Raw genomic sequence first — 20687 nt, forward strand, 5'->3', positions numbered from 1 at the left:
GTTAGTTTAATTTTCTTTCCAGAAGCTGGGTGTAAACAGCACCAGTACCGTCATGATTTCCAGACGTCCCATCAGCATCAGCGGACAGAGAATCCACTTGATATACTCGGGTAGGACTGACCACGACATGACGGGACCAATCTGTGTGCCGAGGGTGGGGCCGACATTGCTTACACAGCTGAGGGCTATGGTGATAGCATTTGTATTATCGATACCTGCCACAATCATGATGGTGGCGGTGACGAGTGTCATGAGCATGGTCAGTGTGAAGAAGGCGAATAGCGCCACCAGCTTCGATTGTGGAATGCTGATGCCGTTGATCTTCACGGGCAGTATGGCGTTGGGGTGCAGTATCTGGCGAAAGTTGTTGCGGATCACCTTCAGCAGCATCACGCCTCTGATGCACTTGAATCCGCCACTGGTACTACCAGCACAGGCGCCTAAGTACATCACCACGCCTAAGATGACCCATGTGATATGGGGCCAGGTGCCGGCATCCTCGTTGAACATACCTGTGGTGGTAATGAACGATACTACTTGGAACAGAGCACTACGGAAAGCGTGCTCCAGGTCGTAGTCCATACGCGTCAGGAGCAGATACATGATCCAAAGGGTAGCGCCTACCACCATACCGAGATAGAGTTTGAACTCTGAGTTGGTAAAGAGGGCCTTTACGCGCATCTTGATGATGCTGATATATAATAAGGTGAAGTTGATACCCGATAGGAACTGGAACGTGATCGAGATGTAGTCGATAGTGGGTGAGTGGAAGTACTCCGTGCTCTCGTTGTGTATAGCAAATCCGCCAGTGGCTGTAGTGGTCATCGAGTAGTTTAGTGCCTCAAACCAGTTCATGCCGGCAGCCCAGTATGCCAGTCCGCATGCCAAGGTGAGAATCACATAGATACTCCAGATCCACTTGGCAGTGGTGGTCAGTCGTGGGTGCATCTTTGCCTTGATAGGTCCGGTAGCCTCGGCAGCAAACACCTTGACGCTACCACCTACCAGCGACGGGAGGATGGCGATAGTGAAGAATACGATTCCCAAGCCGCCAATCCATTGTGTCAGCGATCGCCAGAAAAGGATGGCGTGGGGCAGTATCTCTACGTCGTCGATAATCGAGGCGCCTGTAGTGGTGAAGCCTGAAGTGGATTCGAAGAAGGCATCTGTGATATTCGTGATGCAGCCGTGTGTCAGGAAGGGAAGCATGCCGAAGAACGAGAATACCGCCCAGGCAGCAGTCACCAGCAGGTAGGCATCTCTACGGTTCAGGCTGTTGTCGGAGTCGCGTCCCAGGTACATAAAGAAGAAACCGCTACCGAAAGTTGCCAATAACGATACGAGAAAGGCCATCAGGTCGTCCTCATGATAGAGGAACGACATCAGGGCGCACAGCGAGAGAAACAGTCCCTCGATGAAGAGCAGTGAGCCTATGATCTTACTGATGATACGGAAGTTTACCATATCGTATTCTTCTTGAAATATTTCTCTATGTTGTTTAATTTCTGCTCATGACAGAACACCATCACCGAGTCGCCTGCCTCGATCTGTGAGTTTCCGTTTACCAGCATGCCCTGTCCCTTGCGTACCAGTCCACCAATCGTTACTCCGAATGGCAGCCCTAAGTCCTTCACGGGTTTCTTGGTCACCTTCGAGTCCTCTGCAGCTGTAAACTCAGCCACCTCGCTGTCAACCATCATCAGCGAGCGCAGGTTGTTTACGTCGGCATCCAGTAGCATCTGGTAGATATGGCTGGCGGCAATGGTCTTCTTGTTGATGATGGTACCGATGTCCAAGCTCTCGGCCATGCTCACGTAGTCCAGGTTCTCAACCATGGCCACGGTCTTGCGTACGCCCATCTTCTTGGCTGTGAGACAGGCCAGAATGTTGGTCTCGGCATTCTCTGTCAGTGCAACGAAGGCCTGTGTATTGCGGATTCCTTCCTCCTCTAACAGTCCTAAGTCGCGTCCGTCGCCGTGAATCACCATGGTGTCCTGATTCTCCAATAGCTCGTTCAGCTGTTCGCAGCGCTTGGCGTCCTTCTCGATAATCTTCACGTGCATGTAGTCGGGGGTGGTCAGCGCCGCACGTACGGTGGTCTTGCTGCCGCCCATCATGATCACGTTCTTCACGTCGGTATAGTGCTCCTTGCCCACAATCTTGCGGATATAGGGAATATAGCTCTTGGTGGTCATGAAGTAAGCCAGGTCGCCCACGCGCAGTTCGTCGAGTCCGCTGGGTATGATGGTGTCGCCGCCTCGTTTGATAGCCACGATGTGATAGGGATCATCAGGTCCGCACAGGTCTTTCAGTGGCTGGTTCAGTATCTCGGCTTGTTCTCTCAGTTTTACGCCCAACAGTGTCAGTGCGCCATCGTGTACGTCCCAGCGCTGTCGTACCCACGACAGCTTCAGACCGTTGTTAATGTCGATGGCAGCCAGCACCTCAGGATAGATGAGTGAGTCGAGTCCTAAGTTCTTGAAGAATGACTGCAGGTTGGGTGCTAAGTACTCGTAGTTGTCGATACGTGCCACGGTTTTCTTGGCACCTAAAGCGTGTGCCAGAATACAGGCATTGATATTGGTGCTTTCCTCAGGCGTTACGCCTACAAACAGGTCGGCATGCTGCACGCCAGCCTCCTTCAGTGCCTTGATGCTGGTGGGCGATGCGCAGTATGTCATCACGTCATATTCGCTCATCTTTGCCAGACGTTCATCGTCAGCATCTATCAGCACGCAGTCCTGATGCTCTCTCGACAACAATCTTGCCAGGTGTGTTCCAACGGCGCCTGCACCTACTATTACAATCTTCATTTCTCCAGTATAGCTTTTTTGATACCTTCCTCGTCGATGCCTACGATGTGTTGCAGCTCCTTCACGGTACCGTGCTCCACAAAGTGGTCGGGCAGTCCTAATCGTTGTACCCTTGGGGTGTAGCCGTGATCGTTCATCCACTCTAATACGGCACTGCCTAATCCGCCTTGCTTTACACCGTTCTCAACAGTGATGATGCGTTTGAAGTTACGTCCCACCTCTTCGAGGATCTTCTCGTCGAGAGGTTTCAGGAATCGCATGTCGTAGTGTGCAATAGATAGCTGACAATTGTCAGTTGACAGTTGCTCAATGGCGCGGGTGACGTTGTTGCCTATCGGACCAATGCTCAGCACGGCTACATCCTTTCCTTCATGCAGTTTGCGTCCTGTGCCTACCTCGATCTCCTCTAATGGGCAGCGCCAGTCCTGCAATTCACCGCCACCGCGTGGGTAGCGTATCACGAATGGTCCCTTATTGGGCAACTGTGCCGTGTACATCAGTCGTCGCAGCTCATGCTCGTCGAGTGGCGAGCAGATAGTCAGATTGGGCACAGGTCTCAGGGCTGCCAAGTCGAAGGCGCCATGGTGTGTAGGTCCGTCTTCGCCCACCAATCCGGCACGGTCAAAGCAGAACACTACGTTCAGGTTCAGCAATGCCACGTCATGTATGATATTATCGAATGCGCGCTGTGCAAAGGCACTGTAAATATTACAGAATGGCAGCAACCCGTCTTTAGCCATACCGCCGCTGAAAGTTACGGCGTGGCCCTCGGCGATACCCACGTCGAAGGTGCGCTCAGGCATCTCCTTCATCATGATATTCATCGAGCAGCCGCTGGGCATGGCAGGCGTTACGCCTACAATCTTTGGATTCTGCTGAGCAAGTTCCAGCAGCGTATGTCCGAACACGTCTTGGTATTTCTGTGGTTTAGTAGGGTCGTTGTCTACGATGCGCTCACCTGTATCTGGATTGAATTTGCCTGGAGCGTGCCAGATGGTCACATCCTTCTCTGCCGGCGCATAACCATGTCCCTTTTGGGTGTGCAGGTGTAGCAGCTTGGGACCGCTCATCTCCTTCAACTGGCTCAGGATACGTACCAGTTCCTTTACGTCGTGTCCGTTGAAAGGACCGAAGTATTGGATATTCATGCCGTCGAAGATGTTCTGTTGGTGTGAGATGGCGCTCTTCATGGCATTGGTCAGTCGGATGAGCCCTTTCTTACGGTCGTCATTCATCAGTCCGTGGCGGTTCAGCCAACGGTTGGCCTTAAACTTAAAGGCGTTATAACATTCGTTGGTGCTCAGGTTGAGCAGGTATTTCTGCATGCCGCCCACGGCACGGTCGATACTCATGTCGTTGTCGTTCAGGATGATGAGCAGGTCGTTGGGACTGCTCGATACATTGTTCAGTCCCTCAAAGGCCAGTCCGCCGCTCAGTGCGCCGTCGCCTATCACCGCTACCACGTGGCGTTTCTTCTCTCCTTTTAACTCAGCAGCCACGGCCATACCTAAGGCAGCCGATACCGAATTGCTGGCATGGCCGCAGGCAAAGGTGTCGTATTCACTCTCTTCGGGCGATGGGAAAGGCTTGATGCCGCCCAGTTTGCGGTTGGTGCAGAACTGTTCTTTTCTGCCTGTCAGTATCTTATGTCCGTAGGCTTGGTGTCCTACGTCCCAAACGATGCGGTCTTCTGGTGTGTTGTACACATAGTGTAGGGCCACGGTAATCTCGGCTACACCCAGACTTGAAGCCAGGTGGCCAGGGTTTACCGCTACCTCTTCGATGATGTCGCGTCGCAGCTCGTCGCACACCTGTGGTAGTTCGTCCACCTGCAGTTTTCTCAAATCCTGAGGTGTTTGGATTCTATTTAGTAACTTAAACTCAGCTTTTTCCACACAATAGATATTTATTTCGTCTGCAAAGTTATACAATTTTGATGAATAAACAAAATTTATTCGTGAAAAATCAAATCTGTCCACTCTCCACCATGAGTACCACGCGTTCGGTCAGACGGTCTACACCCTGTGCGTCGTATTCTTTTTTCAGACTGGCGCCGAATCCCCAGGCAAACACCTGCCAGAATCCTGCGCGGATGGGGCCCATAAAGGCTTTGATCATGTCGTAACTGCTCGAGTGGCACTCGCGGTCAATGAGTTTTATCAGCAGCTTACCTTGGCTGTAGGTCAGTTTTTTCATTTTCGGTTTGTAGGTTTTAAAAATGTCTTCTTCTACGCGTTTCATATGCTCGGCCTTCTCCTTGTCGTTTGATAGCGTCTCCAGATATTCCGTTGTCTCTATCAGCATCATACGTGCCTCCTTGGCTATGGGTAGCACTTTCTTAACATTCTGCACCAGTCGCATATACTGCTGTGCCTGTCGTTTGTTCTTAAACGTCAGCTGGGGATACACATACACATTGTTCATCTCCATATACTGTATGCTGTCGCCCTCGTGAAGCACCTTGCCCACTTTGACGGTTGGCACAAAGGTGGGTGAGTCCATCTCCGCCAGCACCTGCTCAGCGGTCAACCGCTGCTCCTCCTGGGCCAGCGCACAGGAAGAACAAAGGAGTAATGCGATGATTGCATGTTGTCTCATTTCGGGTGCAAAGGTAATGCTATTTTTTCTATTCTCATTCACTTTTTTGTGCTTTTTGTATTTATTTTCGTAAATAATCATTATCTTTGCCACAACAATTAAATAACATAAACCCATGAGACTGCTATTGTTAGTGCTACTACTCCTTTCTGTTGTACGTATAGATGCCCAAGGAACCTCTCAACCTTGGGAACAGTATTTGAATCAGGTAATGACTGCGGAAGATATGGAATCGGAAGCTTGGCAGCAGACTTACGACCTGCTGTGTGACTTGGCACAGCATCCGCTTGACATCAATCAGGCAACACGCGAGGAATTAGAGGCACTCCCTTTCTTATCGGCACAACAGGTGGAGGCGCTAATGGCTTATCGGCATCGCTATGGAGCAATGAAATCGCTGGCTGAGCTGCAATTGATACGGGAGATAGAACCGCCACTAAGACGGCTTATGACGTGCCTGTTCTATGTAGGCGAAGCGTCTCAAAAGGTGTCTCGACTGCATCATGAACTGACGGGGAGTCTACGCGTGCCATGCTATGAGCGACAGGGTGATAAGAACGGTTATTTAGGTTATCCCTACCGCCATTGGCTGCGCTATCAGTTGTCAAAGGGCGACCAGCTGAAACTGGGACTGGTTGCAGCCCAAGATGCGGGAGAACCTTTCTTTACAAACAAGAATAAGTATGGCTACGACTACTATGCACCCTATCTGGAAATGCGAGGACGGGGAGTGGTTGAGACACTCGTGCTGGGACGCTATCGGGTAGCGATGGGCATGGGGCTGGTGATGAACAATAGTTTTGCGCTGGGCAAGATTGCCATATTGCAGCAACTGGGACGTACCACCAATACGCTGCGAGCCCATGCTTCGCGAACCGTTGGCAGTCTGCAGGGGGCTGGTGCTACCATCAATCTGGGGCATGGACTGCGGACTACAGCCTTCGCTTCGTACGCACCGATGGATGCTACGTTGAATGCCGACGGCTCGGCACGCACGATACTGACTTCGGACTATCATCGTACAGCGACGGAAATGGCCAAGAAACACAATCTACATGTATTGAAAACGGGTGGCGCTCTGAGATACGATGCTGGACGGTATCATTTAGGTCTGCATGCACTCTATACTCATATGGACAGAACGTTGAGTCCCGATATGACACAATTGTACAATTACTATAAGCCAGCTGGCACTGACTTTCTGAACATGGGAGTGGATTACGGCTATACAGGGCGGAAATGGACCCTGCATGGCGAGACGGCCACGGATAAGCAGGGGCATATTGCCACTATCAACACCATCAGCCTATCCATGAACAACGGTCTCAAGGTGATGGCACTACAGCGCTACTATAGCTATCGATATACCTCACTCGACGCCCAGAGCTATAGTGATGGTGGACGGGTACAGAACGAGAGTGGGGTATATCTTGGTGTAAACTGGCAGCTATCACCCCGATGGCAACTCGCAGCTTATACCGACTACGCCTATTTCCCTTGGGTCAGATATGGTGAAACAACTTCGAGTTACTCCTGGGATCACTGGTTACAATGTTTGCATACTACGGGCAGTTGGAAGTTGACGGCACGCTACAGACTGAGGATGAAGGAGAAAACTCACCGTACCCGATTGAGTGCGGAGTATGCTACGGCGTCGCTGAGTGTGAAGACACAATTGGATGGTGGCTATTGCGCTACGGCCGACTCGGAACTGGGGGCTATGCTAAGTGAAAGCGTGGCCTATACTCGTGATTGGTTGCGACTGAATGCTGGTGCAGGCTATTTCCATACAGACAGCTATAATAGTCGCGTGTATCTGTACGAAAATGGACCGCTGTATACCTATACGATGCAGCAGTTTTATGGCGAGGGGCTAAGATACTGGTTGATGGCACGCGCACAAATAGGACGTCATCTGATAATGACCGCTAAACTGGGCGTTACTGATTACTTTGACCGAGGACAGATAGGAAGTGGCTATCAACAGATAGCTCACTCCGCTCAAACAGATCTGGATCTGCAACTCAGATGGACGCCCTGAGCAGTCGTTCGTAGAGCTGGACCACCTGGCCAGCCACATCGTTGCCGTCGAAACGGTGAATGTATTGCTGGCTGAGTTGGATGCGCTGCTCGCGATCTTCGGCGCCTTTCAACGAGCGACGGAGGGCATCGGCCATGCCTAACACATCGCCTGGGGCGACATAGAGATTGTGGGGGCCGCCGGCCTCTTCGAGACAAGAGCCTGTGCATGCTACCACAGGCAGACCACAGCGAACCGCCTCGATGATGGGGATGCCAAAACCCTCGTAGACACTGGGATAGACAAATGCTTCGGCTCCTGCATAGAGGGCTGGCAGTTCGGCATCGCTGACGCCATGGAGAATACGTACACGGTGTGCTACGCCATGTTGTTCGGCCCAAGTTGATATGCGATCGGTATAAGGCGTGTGGCGCCCCACGATGACCAGTGATATTTCGTCGGGCAGATATGGCAAGGCCTGTACTGCTTGTAGCACATTCTTACGTGCCTCGATAGACCCCACGCTGAGTATATAGCGCTGATTGTCTTCTGATGAGCCAATTGGTGATGCCTCGAAACGGGGTGAACACGACTGATAGATGAGTGAGATGCGATCTTCGGAAACGAGGTCGCTACCGTATTCTAATATGTCACGTTTTGTACACTCGCTGATGGCGATGATATGGTCGGCCTCGCGGAGTGTCTGACGGAATTTCCACTTGTATATCTGCACATCGATGGGATGATAGAATTCGGGATGACGCAGGAAGATCAGGTCGTGGATGGTGACCACACTCTTGATGCCACTGCGGCGGATGCCGATGGGGAGCTCGCCTGAAAGACCATGATACAGCTGGATGCCGTCGCGTTTAAGATCGGCAATGATGCCGCGGCTGCGCCAATAAGACTTGAAGTGGCGAGAGGTGGGGTAAACAAACGTAATGTTTTCGCGGGCGATGATTTGCGAGCGGAGGTCATCGCATCCCTTATCGGGAGCATAGAGGTTGAGGCGTAGGGGATACTGGGCCAGATCGTTGACCAACGTGCGGCCATAAGAACCAAGTCCTGTGCCATTACGTACAATGCGCTTGGCATCGATACCTATCAGTGGGGCAGATGAATTCATGAACGGCGGAAGTGTTTAAATACAAAACGGATCATTAGGAAATTGACTGGTACGGCGATGGCATAGACACCTAACGGCGCCAGAGAACGCGACAGACCAAGCCAGAGAAAACCATTGAGCAAAAGAATCTGAAGCAGGTAGTTGCACACATGAGCGCCAACAAATCCTATACCATTACGGGCTGTGGTGCGCTCACGAAAGGTATAGTGTGCCGATAGCAGATAGTTGGCTACAAAACTCACTACATAGCCCACAGTATAGGCTATGTTTACCTCGATATGGTGCTGTAACCACCAGTATATACCATAGTGAATGGCCGTAGCCACCACGCCTACCACGCAGAAGCGTAATGCCTCGGATATGGACTCTTTTTTCAGCATTCTTGCAAAAATATGCTGCAAAGATACGAATATTTTACGGAAAATACAGTTGTTTGGCTTTTTTTTTGTACCTTTGCGCCACAATGAACGAACAAAACAAGATATCGGTAGTCATCAATACCCGTAATGCGGAAGAGCACTTGTTACAGGTGCTTGAAGCTGTCAAAGACTTCGACGAGGTGGTGGTATGCGACATGGAAAGTTCTGACAGGACCCTTGATATTGCTCAGCAATATGGCTGTAGGATTGTGACTTTCCCTAAGGCTGACCATAAGAGTGCGGAGCCTGCGCGTACGTTTGCCATTCAGTCGGCAGATTATCCATGGGTACTGGTGGTGGATGCCGATGAGATTGTGACACCTGAGTTGCGTGACTATCTGTATCGCCGAATCGCAGAGCCGGATTGTCCTGCCGGACTTTATATACCGCGTCTGAACCGTTTTATGGGGCGCTATACGAAAAGTCTTAGCTACGACCATCAGTTACGTTTCTTCCGTCGTGAAGGGACGGTGTGGCCGCCTTATGTGCATACCTTTCCTAAAGTGCAAGGGAGGACTGAAAAGATTCCAGCCTCGCTGCGACATGTGCGTTTTATTCATCTGGCTGATGAGACCATTGGCGACTTGGTGCGAAAAACCAATGCCTATACTGATGGGGAACGGCAGAAACGTGGTGATAAGAATTATGGCTTAGGTGCGCTGATTGGAAGACCCGTCTGGCGATTCTTTCGTAATTATATCCTGAAAATGGGCTTCCGTGACGGGTTGCCAGGATTGGTGCATGCTGGTATGGATGCCTTCTATCAGTTTGTGTTAGTAGCAAAGATTATCGAGAAAAGAACTAGAAATGATAAATCATCAAAGAAAAATGGGTAAACCGTTGTTCTCTATTTTAATTCCTTCGTGGAATAATCTGGATTTTCTGAAACTCTGCGTGGCGAGTATCAAGAAGAACTCAACGTACGAGCATGAATTGCTGATTCATGTAAACGATGGTAGTGATGGTACACTCGACTGGGTGAAGGCTGAAGGACTGAAGTTTACCCATTCGGAGAAAAATATTGGTGTGTGTTATGCTCTGAACGGTCTCAGACCATTGGTGACGACGGACTATGTGCTGTTCATGAACGATGATATGTACACTTGTCCTGGCTGGGACGAGGCGCTCTATGAGGAAATCAAGGCAATCGGACATAAGATGTTCTTCCTGTCTTCAACGCTCATACAGCCTCGAAAGTTCTTCTGTAAGAGTGTGATTGCACCTGCCAATTATGGCGAGAGCGTGGATACATTCGATGAGGAACGATTGTTGCGTGAGTATCAGACTCTGAAGCATGGCGACTGGAAAGGTGCCACATGGCCACCTAATATTGTACACCGTGATCTCTGGGACCTGGTGGGAGGCTATAGTGTGGAGTATAGTCCAGGCATGTATTCTGATCCTGATTTCTCAGCCAAACTTTATCATGCGGGGGTGAGAATCTTTAAAGGTATCGACAAAAGTCGTGTCTATCATTTTGAGGCACGGTCAACTCATCGTATCGTTAAAAATGATGGAAGTACACAGTTCTTGAGAAAGTGGGGTATCACCTCCTCTTCGTTTATGCGCGATGTGTTGCAACGTGGTGAGCCATGGGATAGTCAAAACGATACGAAAATGGCCCTTAAGAAGGATGTGACCAGAAGTATGTTTAAAAAGGCTCTCACAATCTTCCGCGATGTTAAGATCCGGAATATCTGGGAAGACTAAAAAGAAGGTACTTTGATGATGTTGTATTTATCATATATATTGGGCGTTTTGCTTGTGTTTGCTGCCAGTTGCCTGATTTATTACACTTGTAATAAAGGTATGGCGAGTTATGCAAAGGGACAGCAGACAAGACGCTTTCTGATTGGGACTGTTGTCGTCTGGGCGCCGTTTGTAGTTGCTGGTGTTAATCCATTTCAGCTGGGTATTATCACCGCTTGGATAGTAGGCTTCCTGTGGGCGCTCTGCTACCCATTACTCTATCATATCACCTATCGCAAGTCATCACCTGATTACGAAAACTATGGTGACATCTCATGTGGTATGTATTTCTTTGGATTACTGGCTGCTCTTTGGACTATTGGAGCTGGTTATGTTGCTGCGTTGATAGAGTATGTGGTGTTAGTGATTCTGTTGGCACAGGTGGTATATGGTGGCCTTTATGGCACATGTGTGGATGTGAATGGCATGAAACTGATGCACGACACAAATCCTAATGAGGTGATTGAGTTCGCAAAATCCTATCCGTGGTGGAAAGTGGTTCTGATCTTTCTATTGGTCGTTTCGCTCTTGGCTATGCTTTTTGTAGTAAATGCCGATTCGCCCATGTTATGGAAGGAGCAGCCTTTTGAGATGGCGCTTTTATCTGCGGCAGCTATATTCTTTGGCTGGTATATTATAAAACCTCATAGGGGGATGTTTGTGCGTTCTGGTATCATAAGATTGTGGTTGGATGTAAAGGAATACGCTGCTAATAACCAGCGTTATCTGACCGAAATGGAATTACGATTAAAGGACCTTCATGTGACTCCGTTAGGGAAACCGTTTAAGCGCCCTTCTACAATCATTCTGGTGGTTGGCGAGTCAGGTTCACGTGATCATATGAGTGCTTTCAAGCCGATGGAATACGATACAACACCTTGGATGCGAGAGATGGCTGAGGATGTGAACCATTCGGTGATTTATCGCAATGCCTACAGTTGCACCATGCATACGGTTCAGGTGTTGGAGAAGTCGTTGACAGAATATAATCAGTACAATGGCAAACAATTCTATGATTCGTGCTCTGTGATAGATATGGCTCATCAGTTAGGCTATCAGGTACATTGGTTCAGCAATCAAGGGATTCTCGGAGCAAGCGACACACCTATTACCCTTGTGGCAAATACCTCAGATGTGGCAAAGTGGACAAGTGAGGATTTAGGTAAGGTGCAATATGATGAAGCACTTTTGAGCTTTCTTGATGAACTGGATCCAGAACAGAATAATCTGGTTGTGTTCCATCTGATGGGAAGTCACTTCAACTTCTTGAGCCGTTATCCGAGTGAAGCCACAGTTTGGGGAGAGCCTGATGTGCAGGATGATGTACTGAATTACTATAATTCGCTCCATTACACGGATACACTCTTGAAGCATATTTACGAGTATGCCACAGAGAAGCTGAACTTACAGGCTATGGTTTATTTCAGCGACCATGCAACCATTCCTGATCGTCATCGCTCACCAAACTTTGATGGTTTCGGTAACGTGCGTATTCCACTGTTTGTGACCATGAGTGATGAGTATCTGGCATGTCACCCTGAACGGGCAGAAGCCCTGAAAGCTAATCGCGATCGTTATTGGACTAACGACTTGCTGTACGAACTGATGTGTGGATTATTTGATATTCATTCTAACCACTATGATGAGCAGGCCTCTCTGGCTTCTGCATCATACAAATATCAGCGAGATGACCTCCTGACTTATGAGGGAAAGGCACGTATCGCTGATGATAATTGAGTTCTGATATTTAACATCGCATGAAAGTATTGTATTATATCGTTCGATTCGTTTGGTATGTGTTCTCTTTACTGCCGTTCTGGGTACACTATCTGTTCAGCGACTTTATCTACCTGATACTTTATAAGCTGTTAGGCTATCGTGTGAAAGTGGTGCGTAAGAACCTGACAGAGTCGTTTCCGGAGAAAAGTGAGCAAGAACTGCGTGAGATAGAGCGTAAGTTCTACCATCGCTTGTGCGACTATTTTGTGGAATTGGTGAAGACCATGACGATGAGTAATCAGCAGATACGTCGGAGGATGGTTTTTAAAGGGACTGACGTGGTAAACCAGTGTGCCGAGGAAGGTCAGTCGGTGGCTGTCTATCTGGGCCATACCTTCAACTGGGAGTGGATTACATCGCTGCCTTTCAGCGTGTCGGAAAAGTTGCATTGCGGGCAGTTGTATCATGCTCTCGAAAATCCAATCTTCGACAAACTCTTGTTGAATCAGCGTCAGCGCTGGGGTGCAGAGTGCATTGCACTGGTGGATATTCTGCGTAAGACCGTTGAATACAAACGTAAGAACCAATTGACGATTTTTGGTTATATCGGCGATCAGGTGCCGCATTGGAATAATATCCACCATTGGTGCTGGTTCCTGAATCATGATACGCCTGTGATGACGGGTACGGAACGTATTGCCATTAAGAATCGCCAAGCGCTCTTCTTTCTCGAGGTGACTCAGACTAAGAGAGGATACTACGAGGCAGAGTTTAAGTTGATAACACGTCATCCGGAGCAGTTGAAGGAGTTTGAAGCTACAGATATCTATCACCAGATGCTGGAAGCGAATATCCGTCGTCAACCAGAACTCTGGCTCTGGAGTCATAACCGCTGGAAGCGTACACGTGAGGAGTTTGAGCGTCGTTTCAAAGTGGTGGATGGTAAAGTTGTACCAAGAAATGAGAAATAAAGTATGATTTTTGTTCACGATAAAGGCCGTATGGCCAATAATATCCTACAGTACGGACATTTCTATGCCTGGGGCAGAGAGCATGGGCGTCAAACCATGTCTATGCGTTTCGCTTATAAATACCCGTATTTCCATATCTGTAGGACGTCACATCACAACTTCCTGACGTATGCTTTTGCAAAGTATGCAGCCAAATGGGGACTGATTCCTACCTTACATTTTGATGAGAAGGATGGTGATTATCGCGCCCATGAGCAGCAGATGCTGGCACGCAATCTGTTGATGGTGACTGGATGGGAGGCACGTTGGTATGATGCTTTTCTGAAATACAAACAGGAGATTATAACACTCTTTGCTTTCAACGATGCTGTGGAACAGCAGGTGAAACCGTTGTTAGGTGATGGCATCCGACTGGGCATACATATCCGTCGAGGTGACTATGCTCGTTTCTATGGTGGGCGCTTCTTCTATTCGGATGAGCAGTATGTGAATGTGATTCTCAACTTCGTGAAGCTGCATGCAAACGAGCGGATAACGGTATATATTTGTGGCAATGATCCTAAACTGAATCGTGACTACTATCGTGAGCAGTTAGGCGATTGCCAGGTGGTGTTTCCTGATGGTAATCCAGGCGAAGACTTGTGTCTACTGTCACATTGTCACTATCTGATAGGTGCTCCCAGTACGTTTACGTTGGTGGCATCCATGTATCATGAAACACCCTTGTATTGGATTGAAAATCCTGTGAAGGAATTTACTTCCCAAGACTTTAAGCATTTTGATGATTTGTTTAGGCATATTTATTGATAGAAAAATAAACGGATAATGAATATCTTCTATATGATTTTTGGTGAGCAGCCAGTTCACCATATACAGGCATATCTGTCTATACGTACATTCCAGAAACAGTTAAAAAGTGATGATCGCATATTTGTGATGACAACACATCCAGAACTCTACAAGAGCAGTGGGGTAGAAACCATTGCTGTAACAGATGAAATAATCAATAAGTGGAAGGGTGACAAGGACTTCTTTTGGCGAGTGAAGATTAAGGCCATTGAATATATGGCTAACCATTTTCCTAACGACCATCTCATGTATCTGGATACAGATACGATCCTGTATGGATCACTGAAAGTTCTGAAGGAACGGCTTGACGCAGGCTATGGGATGATGCATCTGAACGAAGGGCATCCTTCAAGTATGAAAACGAAGACACTACGTATGTGGAAGAAGGTGGCTGCACATACGTATGGTGGCGTCACACTGGGATTGCAGCACGATATGTATAATGCTGGTGTAGTAGCTATACCCAGAGAAAAACTGAAAGAAGTCAGTCGTTTAGCGCTAACTCTTTGTGATGGTATGCTGGACGATGATGCTGAAAGAATCGTGATAGAGCAATATGCGTTGTCGATAGCTCTTTATGAGTTAACCAATCTGAAAGTAGCCGAAGATCTGATAGGTCACTATTGGGGTAATAAGTCGGATTGGGTGACGATGGCCAACAATCTGATGGTGAATGCCTATATGAAAGGTCTTTCCGTGCAGGAGGCTGTGGCTGCCATCGATGTGGAAAAGTTATGTAAAACACCCGTATTTGTTCACCGATCGAGTACAGCGAGAAGACTGAAAAAACGGATTGATAGCTGTTTTAAGGCTAAGCATCACAAGTATTTATTTGACAATGCTCTGCGGGGTTAGACGGTCTTGCGTCATGCGTTCCATGTACTGCTGGATGATAGCTTTCAACTCGCGTTCCATCTGAGGCTGCTGGGCTACCTTGCCTTTCAGGTTGTGGCGCATCAGCGAATCCTGCAACGCATATACGGCACGCGTGTGCTGTCCATCGAACTGTAGCACATGACCGTGTTTTACATATTGGTAGATACCATTGAGATAGTTGACTGCCCATGTATCTTCAGCAGGGGTGTTGAGTACATCGATACCAAAGCCGAAGTAGGGTTTGGGATAGTGGAGCATGCCCATGATGGTGGGTAGGATATCAATCTGCTGGGCTATCTTATCTTGTATTTCTGGCTGGCAATCCGTACGCCCAGGCTCATATATGATAATGGGTGAGCAGAAACCTCCTAAGTCGGTCTGATAGTAGGCGTGGTCGGAGAGGTTGGTGTGGTCGCTGGTGAGCACAAAGATGGTGTTTTTGAACCAGGGCTGTTTGCTGGCGGTCGCAAAGAACTTGCCTAATGCCATATCTGTATAGCGGATACACTTGTGAATGATGATGCCCTCTTCTGGATAGGTGTTCTTGTATTTCTCTGGGATGACATAGGGGTGGTGACTGCTGGCCGTGAAGACTGCTGTCATAAAGGGTTCTTTCATCTCCGACATCTTTGTGGCGTAGTATTGTAGGAATGGCTCATCCCAGATGGCCCACATGCCATCGAAGTCGGCATCACCGCCAAAACGTTTGTCGGCATCGTAGTCCTCACGACCAAAGTAGTCCTGGAAACCGGTGGCACGAGAGAATGCCTGGAATCCCATGGAACCACGCTGAGCACCATGGAAGAAGGCCGTCTGATAGCCTTCACCAGCCAGCAGACTGGCGATACCGCTGACATGATTCATCGAGGCGGGCGTAAGGAAGAAGGGCTCTACAAACATGGGGATGCTCGACAGTACGCTGGGCATGCCATCGATACTCTTACGACCATTGCAGTACGAGCGACTGAAGGTGATACTCTGACTGATGAGAGAGTCGATACAAGGTGTATAGCCTTTGTATCGTCCGTTCTCTAAGTTCTTATTCAAGGCACCGATATACTCGCGACCAAAACTCTCAACAATCAGTACCACCACATTCTTTTTCTGCATGGGCAGACTATCAACAGGCTCGTGGATGGGTGAATAAACCAGTGCCATCTCCTGTGCATCTGCATAATAATCGGGTACCACGAAGACGGCTTTGCCAATGGTGCGATACATCGAGAATGGGGTGTTGAGTACCAAGGCGGCCTCGACAGGACGATTAACGTACTGATTAGCGTTTGAGATGGTGATAGGACGTACGGCAGTAGTAAAACCACCACGGATGCCTGCTATCACAAAGGGGGCAAAAACCGCTAACGATAACAGGTTGCTGGCATCGTAGGTGAGCCAACGCAGTTGCTGCTTGCGCAGACCTGTTTGGCAATAGAGCTTGTACATGGCCCAGATGATGAACACGAAGAGCAGCACCAAATAAAAGTGGCGCAGGGTTTCTGTCAGGAAAATGGAACCTAAGTTGCCCTCGTTGGAAAACTCGCTGAATACCGTACTGGTGGTACGGCGCATGGTGTACTGGAAATAAACGCTGTCGCAGAGGTTCATGGCCAGTGCGACACCATTGATAAACAGATAGACCATACGGCAAATGCGTTGGTAGGTTTTATTCTCCTTGCCATGCCAGGGGAGTAACATCAGAACGATGTAGGGGATATTGGTGACAAGGATGGCTGAGGTGTCGAACACCAAACCACCACCCAGCATCTCCATCAGGTGACTGAATGTCAGACCTTGGCCTAAGTAGCTGAAATTAACCAGCAGGTAGGCGATACGTGCGATAAAATAGACCACATACACTACCAACAGATTGCGGAGGGTGGTGTATAAGGGCATGAGAAGACTGGGTAGTTTGATATGCTTCATTTTCCTAATTCCTTTAAATCTTTGGTAGTAGCCTGTAGGATGGCTTTGCCGATACGTTCTAAGCGTTGGCTGTCGGTACTTTTATCGGCTACTATTCTATTGACATCGAAATCATATGCCATGAAACCAGTAGAATCCGTCACGGAGAATCCGTTGCGATAGGTGTGCATGGCGAGGGGGTGCTGATAAGAACGACTGAGTATGTCGCGGCTCCAGCGGAACTGGTTATGCGTCAGACCCAGTTGTGCCAACAGCGTAGCTGCCAAGTCGGTCTGATTACAGATGGTGTTGATTTGTCTGGGACCCTTGATGGCGCCACCTGTCCAAACCATAGGGATACGGTTGCGATCTGGCTGTGTCTGGTTGGCACCTGCATAGTCGTAGCTATGGTCGGGCAGCAGGATGACCAGCGTGTTCTTCCACTGGGGCGACTGTTTAAGCTGGTCGATAAACTCGCCGATGCAGGAGTCGAGATAATAGAACGCATTGAGTATCTCGTCGTCGTATTTCTTGACAGGTACATCCCATGGTTCATGACTGCTGAGGGTGGAATAGCCTATGAAACGGGGTTTGTCTGAGGGGTGCTTGATGAGCGACAACAGGGTTTTGAAGGTGATATCGTCGCGCACTCCCCATTGGGCAGAGTTGCGTTCGTCGTCCTTATAGTCGTCCTTCCAGATAAGCTGACTGAAGCCGGTTCCTATCAGATAGCTGCGCATATTGGTGAAGTTGATGTCGCCACCATAGAGATAGGTGGTCGCGTAGCCAGCCTGCTGCAGTGAAGAAGCGATGCCTGGGAGGGCACGTGTCTTATTGGGCATCTTCATGACCGATGAGGTGGGGAAGGATGGATAGCCGCTATAGGTGCAGACGGTGCCACGATCTGTGCGCCATGAGTTAGCAAAGCAGTTGGCAAAGTTGATGCCCTCCTGCTTGAGTTGTTGCAGGCGCGGCATGCCCTTGGCGAAGACCTCGCCGGCGCTCTCCATCAAGATGATGATGACATCAGGGTGGTTGGTCGTTAGCAGTGTATCAGTATCGACAGAGGTGGTGGTGTAGTAATCTGCCATCAGCTGCTGGCAGGTATCTTCTGTATAGAAATCGTAGTCGACGATGTTGCTGGCAGTTTTCTCGAACGACGACAGAAAACTGAATACGGGGTTGACAGCCGAGTGGTTGAGAAACTGGTTCTGCGAGTAGTACACCTGCCCAATATTGGTGGTCGACTCATCCAGCCCACCACGGATACCAATTACAATGAGCGGTATGGTGAGGATATAGACGAGAAGCTCCAGCCACTGGCGTGAAGAACAACATGCCGTATGTAGCATGAGCGGTCGATAGCCACCATAGATGACAATGCTCGCAATAGCGATGGCTAAGAAACGCCAAACAAGATAGACAGACGATACGCTGGCCATAGCCTCTGTAGGCGTTTCGAGATACTGCAGGCATGAGGCGTCAAGCTTAAACTCCCAGAACGGGTACAGACTTGTGTCAGCCACAAAAGCCAAGGCGAAGGCGATGGCTATCAGCACGAAGTAGCCACGCAATATATAGGTGAGCCATTTGGCCCAGTACCAGATGCTGATTATCGACAAGAGGAAGGGTAGAATCAGGAAGTAGAGCGCTGTTGATAAATCGAGTGTTAATCCATGCCATACAACCTGCCACATGTCGGTAAGGGCAAACGGATGCTCCTCTTGACAAAAGAGCATAAAGGATATCTTGGCCATGATGAACACCAACAGCGTCCACAGATAGGTACCCAGTAGGAACTTAACTCTGCATCTCATGGAGTTTCTTGTAATAGCCGTTACTATTCAATAGTTCGTCGTGGGTGCCACGTTCTACTATCTGACCATCGTGCAGCACACAGATTTCATCGGCATTCTTGATGGTAGACAGACGGTGGGCTATGGCCACAGTGGTACGTGTCTTCATCAGGCGCTCAAGGGCGTCCTGAACCAATCGCTCGCTTTCTGTATCGAGAGCAGAGGTGGCTTCGTCGAGAATCAGAATTGGGGGATTCTTCAGGATGGCACGAGCGATAGACACACGCTGGCGCTGACCACCAGAGAGACGTCCGCCACGATCACCGATATTGGTATCAAAACCTTGTTCAGATGCCATGATGAAGTCGTAGGCGTTGGCAATCTTGGCAGCCTCTTCTATCTGTTGCTGGGTAGCGTTATCCACACCAAACGAGATGTTATTGCGGAAAGAATCATTAAAGAGAATAGCCTCTTGGTTCACATTACCAATTAACTGACGCAGGTCGTGGATGCCTAAGTCCTTGACGTTGATGCCGTCGATGAGCACCTCGCCTTCCTGAACATCGTAGTAACGGGGAATCAGATCGACCATTGTCGATTTTCCGCTACCGCTCTGTCCAACCAGTGCAATAGTCTTGCCCTTGGGGATGACGAGGTTGATATCCTTCAGTACCCACTGTTCGCCGTACTTGAATGATACATGACGGAATTCTATCTGGTGCTCAAAGCTGGCAATATGCTGTGGGGCAGCTGGCTCCTTGATGACGTTCTCGGCCATCAGAATCTTATCTACGCGTTCCATCGAGGCCAGTCCCTTTGGGATGTTATAACCAGCCTTGGAAAAGTCCTTTAGAGGGTTGATGATGGAGTAGAGCATTACCATATAATAAATGAATATAGGACCTGAAAGGGCCTGATAGTTTAATACCAATACTCCTCCGAACCAGAGGACGATGACAATAAGGATGGTGCCCAAAAATTCACTCATAGGATGGGCTGACGACTGGCGGATATTAACGCGCATGATGTCATCGCGATAGGCTGAGTTGATAGCGTCGAAGCGTTTATTCATCTTATCTTCGGCACAGAAGGCTTTGATGATGCGCAGACCACCTAAGGTTTCTTCAACCTGACTCATGGTGTCGCTCCAAAGCGATTGTGCCTTGATGGAGGCTTGTTTCAGACGGCGACCTACGTATCCCATAAACCACCCCATGATGGGCACTATGACAAGAGTAAATACGGTGAGTTGCCATGAAATAAAGATGAGGGCCGCAAAGTAGGAGATAATTAGGATAGGATTCTTGAACAGCATTTCCAGCGATGCCATGATGGAGTTCTCGATTTCCTGTACATCGCCACTCATACGGGCTATGATATCGCCCTTGCGCTCCTCAGAGAAGAAACCTAATGGCAGGGCTGTAATCTTCTGGTACAATTGATTACGGATATCGCGAACCACACCTGTACGAATAGGGATGATAGTTGCGGCCGAAAGAAAATAAGCTCCTGTTTTGAGGAAGGTGGTGACGGCCAGAAAGATTCCTATCAGTAACAAGGTGGTGGTCTGACCATAATCGGCTATCAGACCATTGACGTAATAGTTCATGTTGTTCATCAATACCTCCTGGATGTTTGTCCAGTCCCATGCCATCAGCGCAGTAGCCGTCTTGGCATCGCTGGTCTGGAACAGAATCTGCAGGATGGGAATCAGCGCTGCAAACGAGAAGATGTTGAGCAGGGCTGACAGGATGTTGAACACAATCGATAATACCAGATACTTTTTGTAAGGGGGTACAAATCGCTGGAGTATGTTCAGAAATTCTTTCATGCTAAAACTGTTCTTTAA

16 protein-coding genes are annotated in these 20687 nt (G+C 48.8%); 7 read left to right on the forward strand and 9 right to left on the reverse strand.

Features of this window, described 5'->3' with window-relative positions:
- Nucleotides 1–6: 6 nt before the first annotated feature.
- From T495_RS0114270 to T495_RS0114285, 4 genes are all read right to left on the reverse strand, one after another.
- Nucleotides 7–1464, reverse strand: a complete 1458-nt coding sequence (locus T495_RS0114270; protein WP_033149166.1) for a TrkH family potassium uptake protein — start codon at nucleotides 1462–1464, stop codon at nucleotides 7–9.
- Nucleotides 1458–2813, reverse strand: a complete 1356-nt coding sequence (trkA, locus tag T495_RS0114275) for a Trk system potassium transporter TrkA (protein WP_028903354.1) — start codon at nucleotides 2811–2813, stop codon at nucleotides 1458–1460. The genes T495_RS0114270 and trkA overlap by 7 nt, the downstream gene beginning before the upstream one ends.
- Nucleotides 2810–4708, reverse strand: coding sequence for a 1-deoxy-D-xylulose-5-phosphate synthase (dxs, locus tag T495_RS0114280; protein ID WP_028903355.1), 1899 nt, complete (start codon nucleotides 4706–4708; stop codon nucleotides 2810–2812). The genes trkA and dxs overlap by 4 nt, the downstream gene beginning before the upstream one ends.
- 70 nt (nucleotides 4709–4778) lie before the next feature.
- Entirely contained in the window at nucleotides 4779–5315 is a 537-nt protein-coding gene (locus T495_RS0114285; RefSeq protein WP_155993730.1) for a DUF4294 domain-containing protein, read from the reverse strand.
- 211 nt (nucleotides 5316–5526) lie between these two features.
- On the opposite strand from T495_RS0114285, the gene T495_RS0114290 reads away from it, so the two are divergent.
- On the forward strand, nucleotides 5527–7452 hold the full coding sequence (locus T495_RS0114290; RefSeq protein ID WP_033149168.1) for a helix-hairpin-helix domain-containing protein: 1926 nt from the start codon (nucleotides 5527–5529) through the stop codon (nucleotides 7450–7452).
- Here T495_RS0114290 and T495_RS0114295 read toward each other — a convergent pair.
- Nucleotides 7436–8557 (reverse strand): glycosyltransferase family 1 protein, encoded by a 1122-nt coding sequence (locus T495_RS0114295; protein ID WP_033149169.1) that lies wholly within the window; start codon nucleotides 8555–8557, stop codon nucleotides 7436–7438. The genes T495_RS0114290 and T495_RS0114295 overlap by 17 nt on opposite strands.
- Complete coding sequence (locus T495_RS0114300; protein WP_033149170.1) at nucleotides 8554–8937, reverse strand: GtrA family protein; 384 nt, start codon at nucleotides 8935–8937, stop codon at nucleotides 8554–8556. Before T495_RS0114300 ends, T495_RS0114295 begins: the two co-directional genes overlap by 4 nt.
- Before the next feature lie 83 nt (nucleotides 8938–9020).
- Here T495_RS0114300 and T495_RS0114305 point away from each other — a divergent pair, with 83 nt between their 5' ends.
- The 6 genes from T495_RS0114305 (at nucleotide 9021) to T495_RS0114330 (ending at nucleotide 15119) form a co-directional block, all read left to right on the forward strand.
- Nucleotides 9021–9812 carry a glycosyltransferase family 2 protein gene (locus T495_RS0114305; protein ID WP_033149171.1) on the forward strand — a complete coding sequence of 264 codons (792 nt, stop codon included), beginning with the start codon at nucleotides 9021–9023 and terminating at the stop codon, nucleotides 9810–9812.
- The gene (locus T495_RS0114310; protein WP_033149172.1) at nucleotides 9805–10686 is read left to right on the forward strand and encodes a glycosyltransferase family 2 protein; all 882 of its coding nucleotides are present in this window, start codon (nucleotides 9805–9807) and stop codon (nucleotides 10684–10686) included. The genes T495_RS0114305 and T495_RS0114310 overlap by 8 nt, the downstream gene beginning before the upstream one ends.
- Nucleotides 10687–10785: 99 nt before the next feature.
- Complete coding sequence (locus T495_RS0114315) at nucleotides 10786–12462, forward strand: phosphoethanolamine transferase (protein WP_197020406.1); 1677 nt, start codon at nucleotides 10786–10788, stop codon at nucleotides 12460–12462.
- A 20-nt stretch (nucleotides 12463–12482) separates the two neighbouring features.
- Nucleotides 12483–13415, forward strand: coding sequence for a lysophospholipid acyltransferase family protein (locus T495_RS0114320; protein ID WP_033149174.1), 933 nt, complete (start codon nucleotides 12483–12485; stop codon nucleotides 13413–13415).
- Nucleotides 13416–13418: 3 nt separating this feature from the next.
- A complete protein-coding gene (locus tag T495_RS0114325; protein ID WP_033149175.1) occupies nucleotides 13419–14222 on the forward strand; it encodes an alpha-1,2-fucosyltransferase in 804 nt (267 codons plus the stop codon).
- Between the two features lie 18 nt (nucleotides 14223–14240).
- The gene (locus tag T495_RS0114330; protein ID WP_033149176.1) at nucleotides 14241–15119 is read left to right on the forward strand and encodes a hypothetical protein; all 879 of its coding nucleotides are present in this window, start codon (nucleotides 14241–14243) and stop codon (nucleotides 15117–15119) included.
- On the opposite strand, the gene T495_RS0114335 is transcribed toward T495_RS0114330, so the two are convergent.
- The 3 genes from T495_RS0114335 to T495_RS0114345 are packed head-to-tail and all read right to left on the reverse strand — an operon-like array spanning nucleotide 15093 to nucleotide 20669.
- A complete protein-coding gene (locus tag T495_RS0114335) occupies nucleotides 15093–17063 on the reverse strand; it encodes an LTA synthase family protein (protein ID WP_033149177.1) in 1971 nt (656 codons plus the stop codon). The two genes, T495_RS0114330 and T495_RS0114335, sit on opposite strands and share 27 nt — an antisense overlap.
- Complete coding sequence (locus tag T495_RS0114340) at nucleotides 17060–18859, reverse strand: LTA synthase family protein (protein WP_033149178.1); 1800 nt, start codon at nucleotides 18857–18859, stop codon at nucleotides 17060–17062. Before T495_RS0114340 ends, T495_RS0114335 begins: the two co-directional genes overlap by 4 nt.
- Nucleotides 18843–20669 carry an ABC transporter ATP-binding protein gene (locus tag T495_RS0114345; RefSeq protein WP_033149179.1) on the reverse strand — a complete coding sequence of 609 codons (1827 nt, stop codon included), beginning with the start codon at nucleotides 20667–20669 and terminating at the stop codon, nucleotides 18843–18845. The genes T495_RS0114340 and T495_RS0114345 overlap by 17 nt, the downstream gene beginning before the upstream one ends.
- Between the last annotated feature and the right edge of the window lie 18 nt (nucleotides 20670–20687).

Source organism: Prevotella sp. P6B1 (assembly GCF_000702825.1).
Lineage (GTDB): Bacteria > Bacteroidota > Bacteroidia > Bacteroidales > Bacteroidaceae > Prevotella.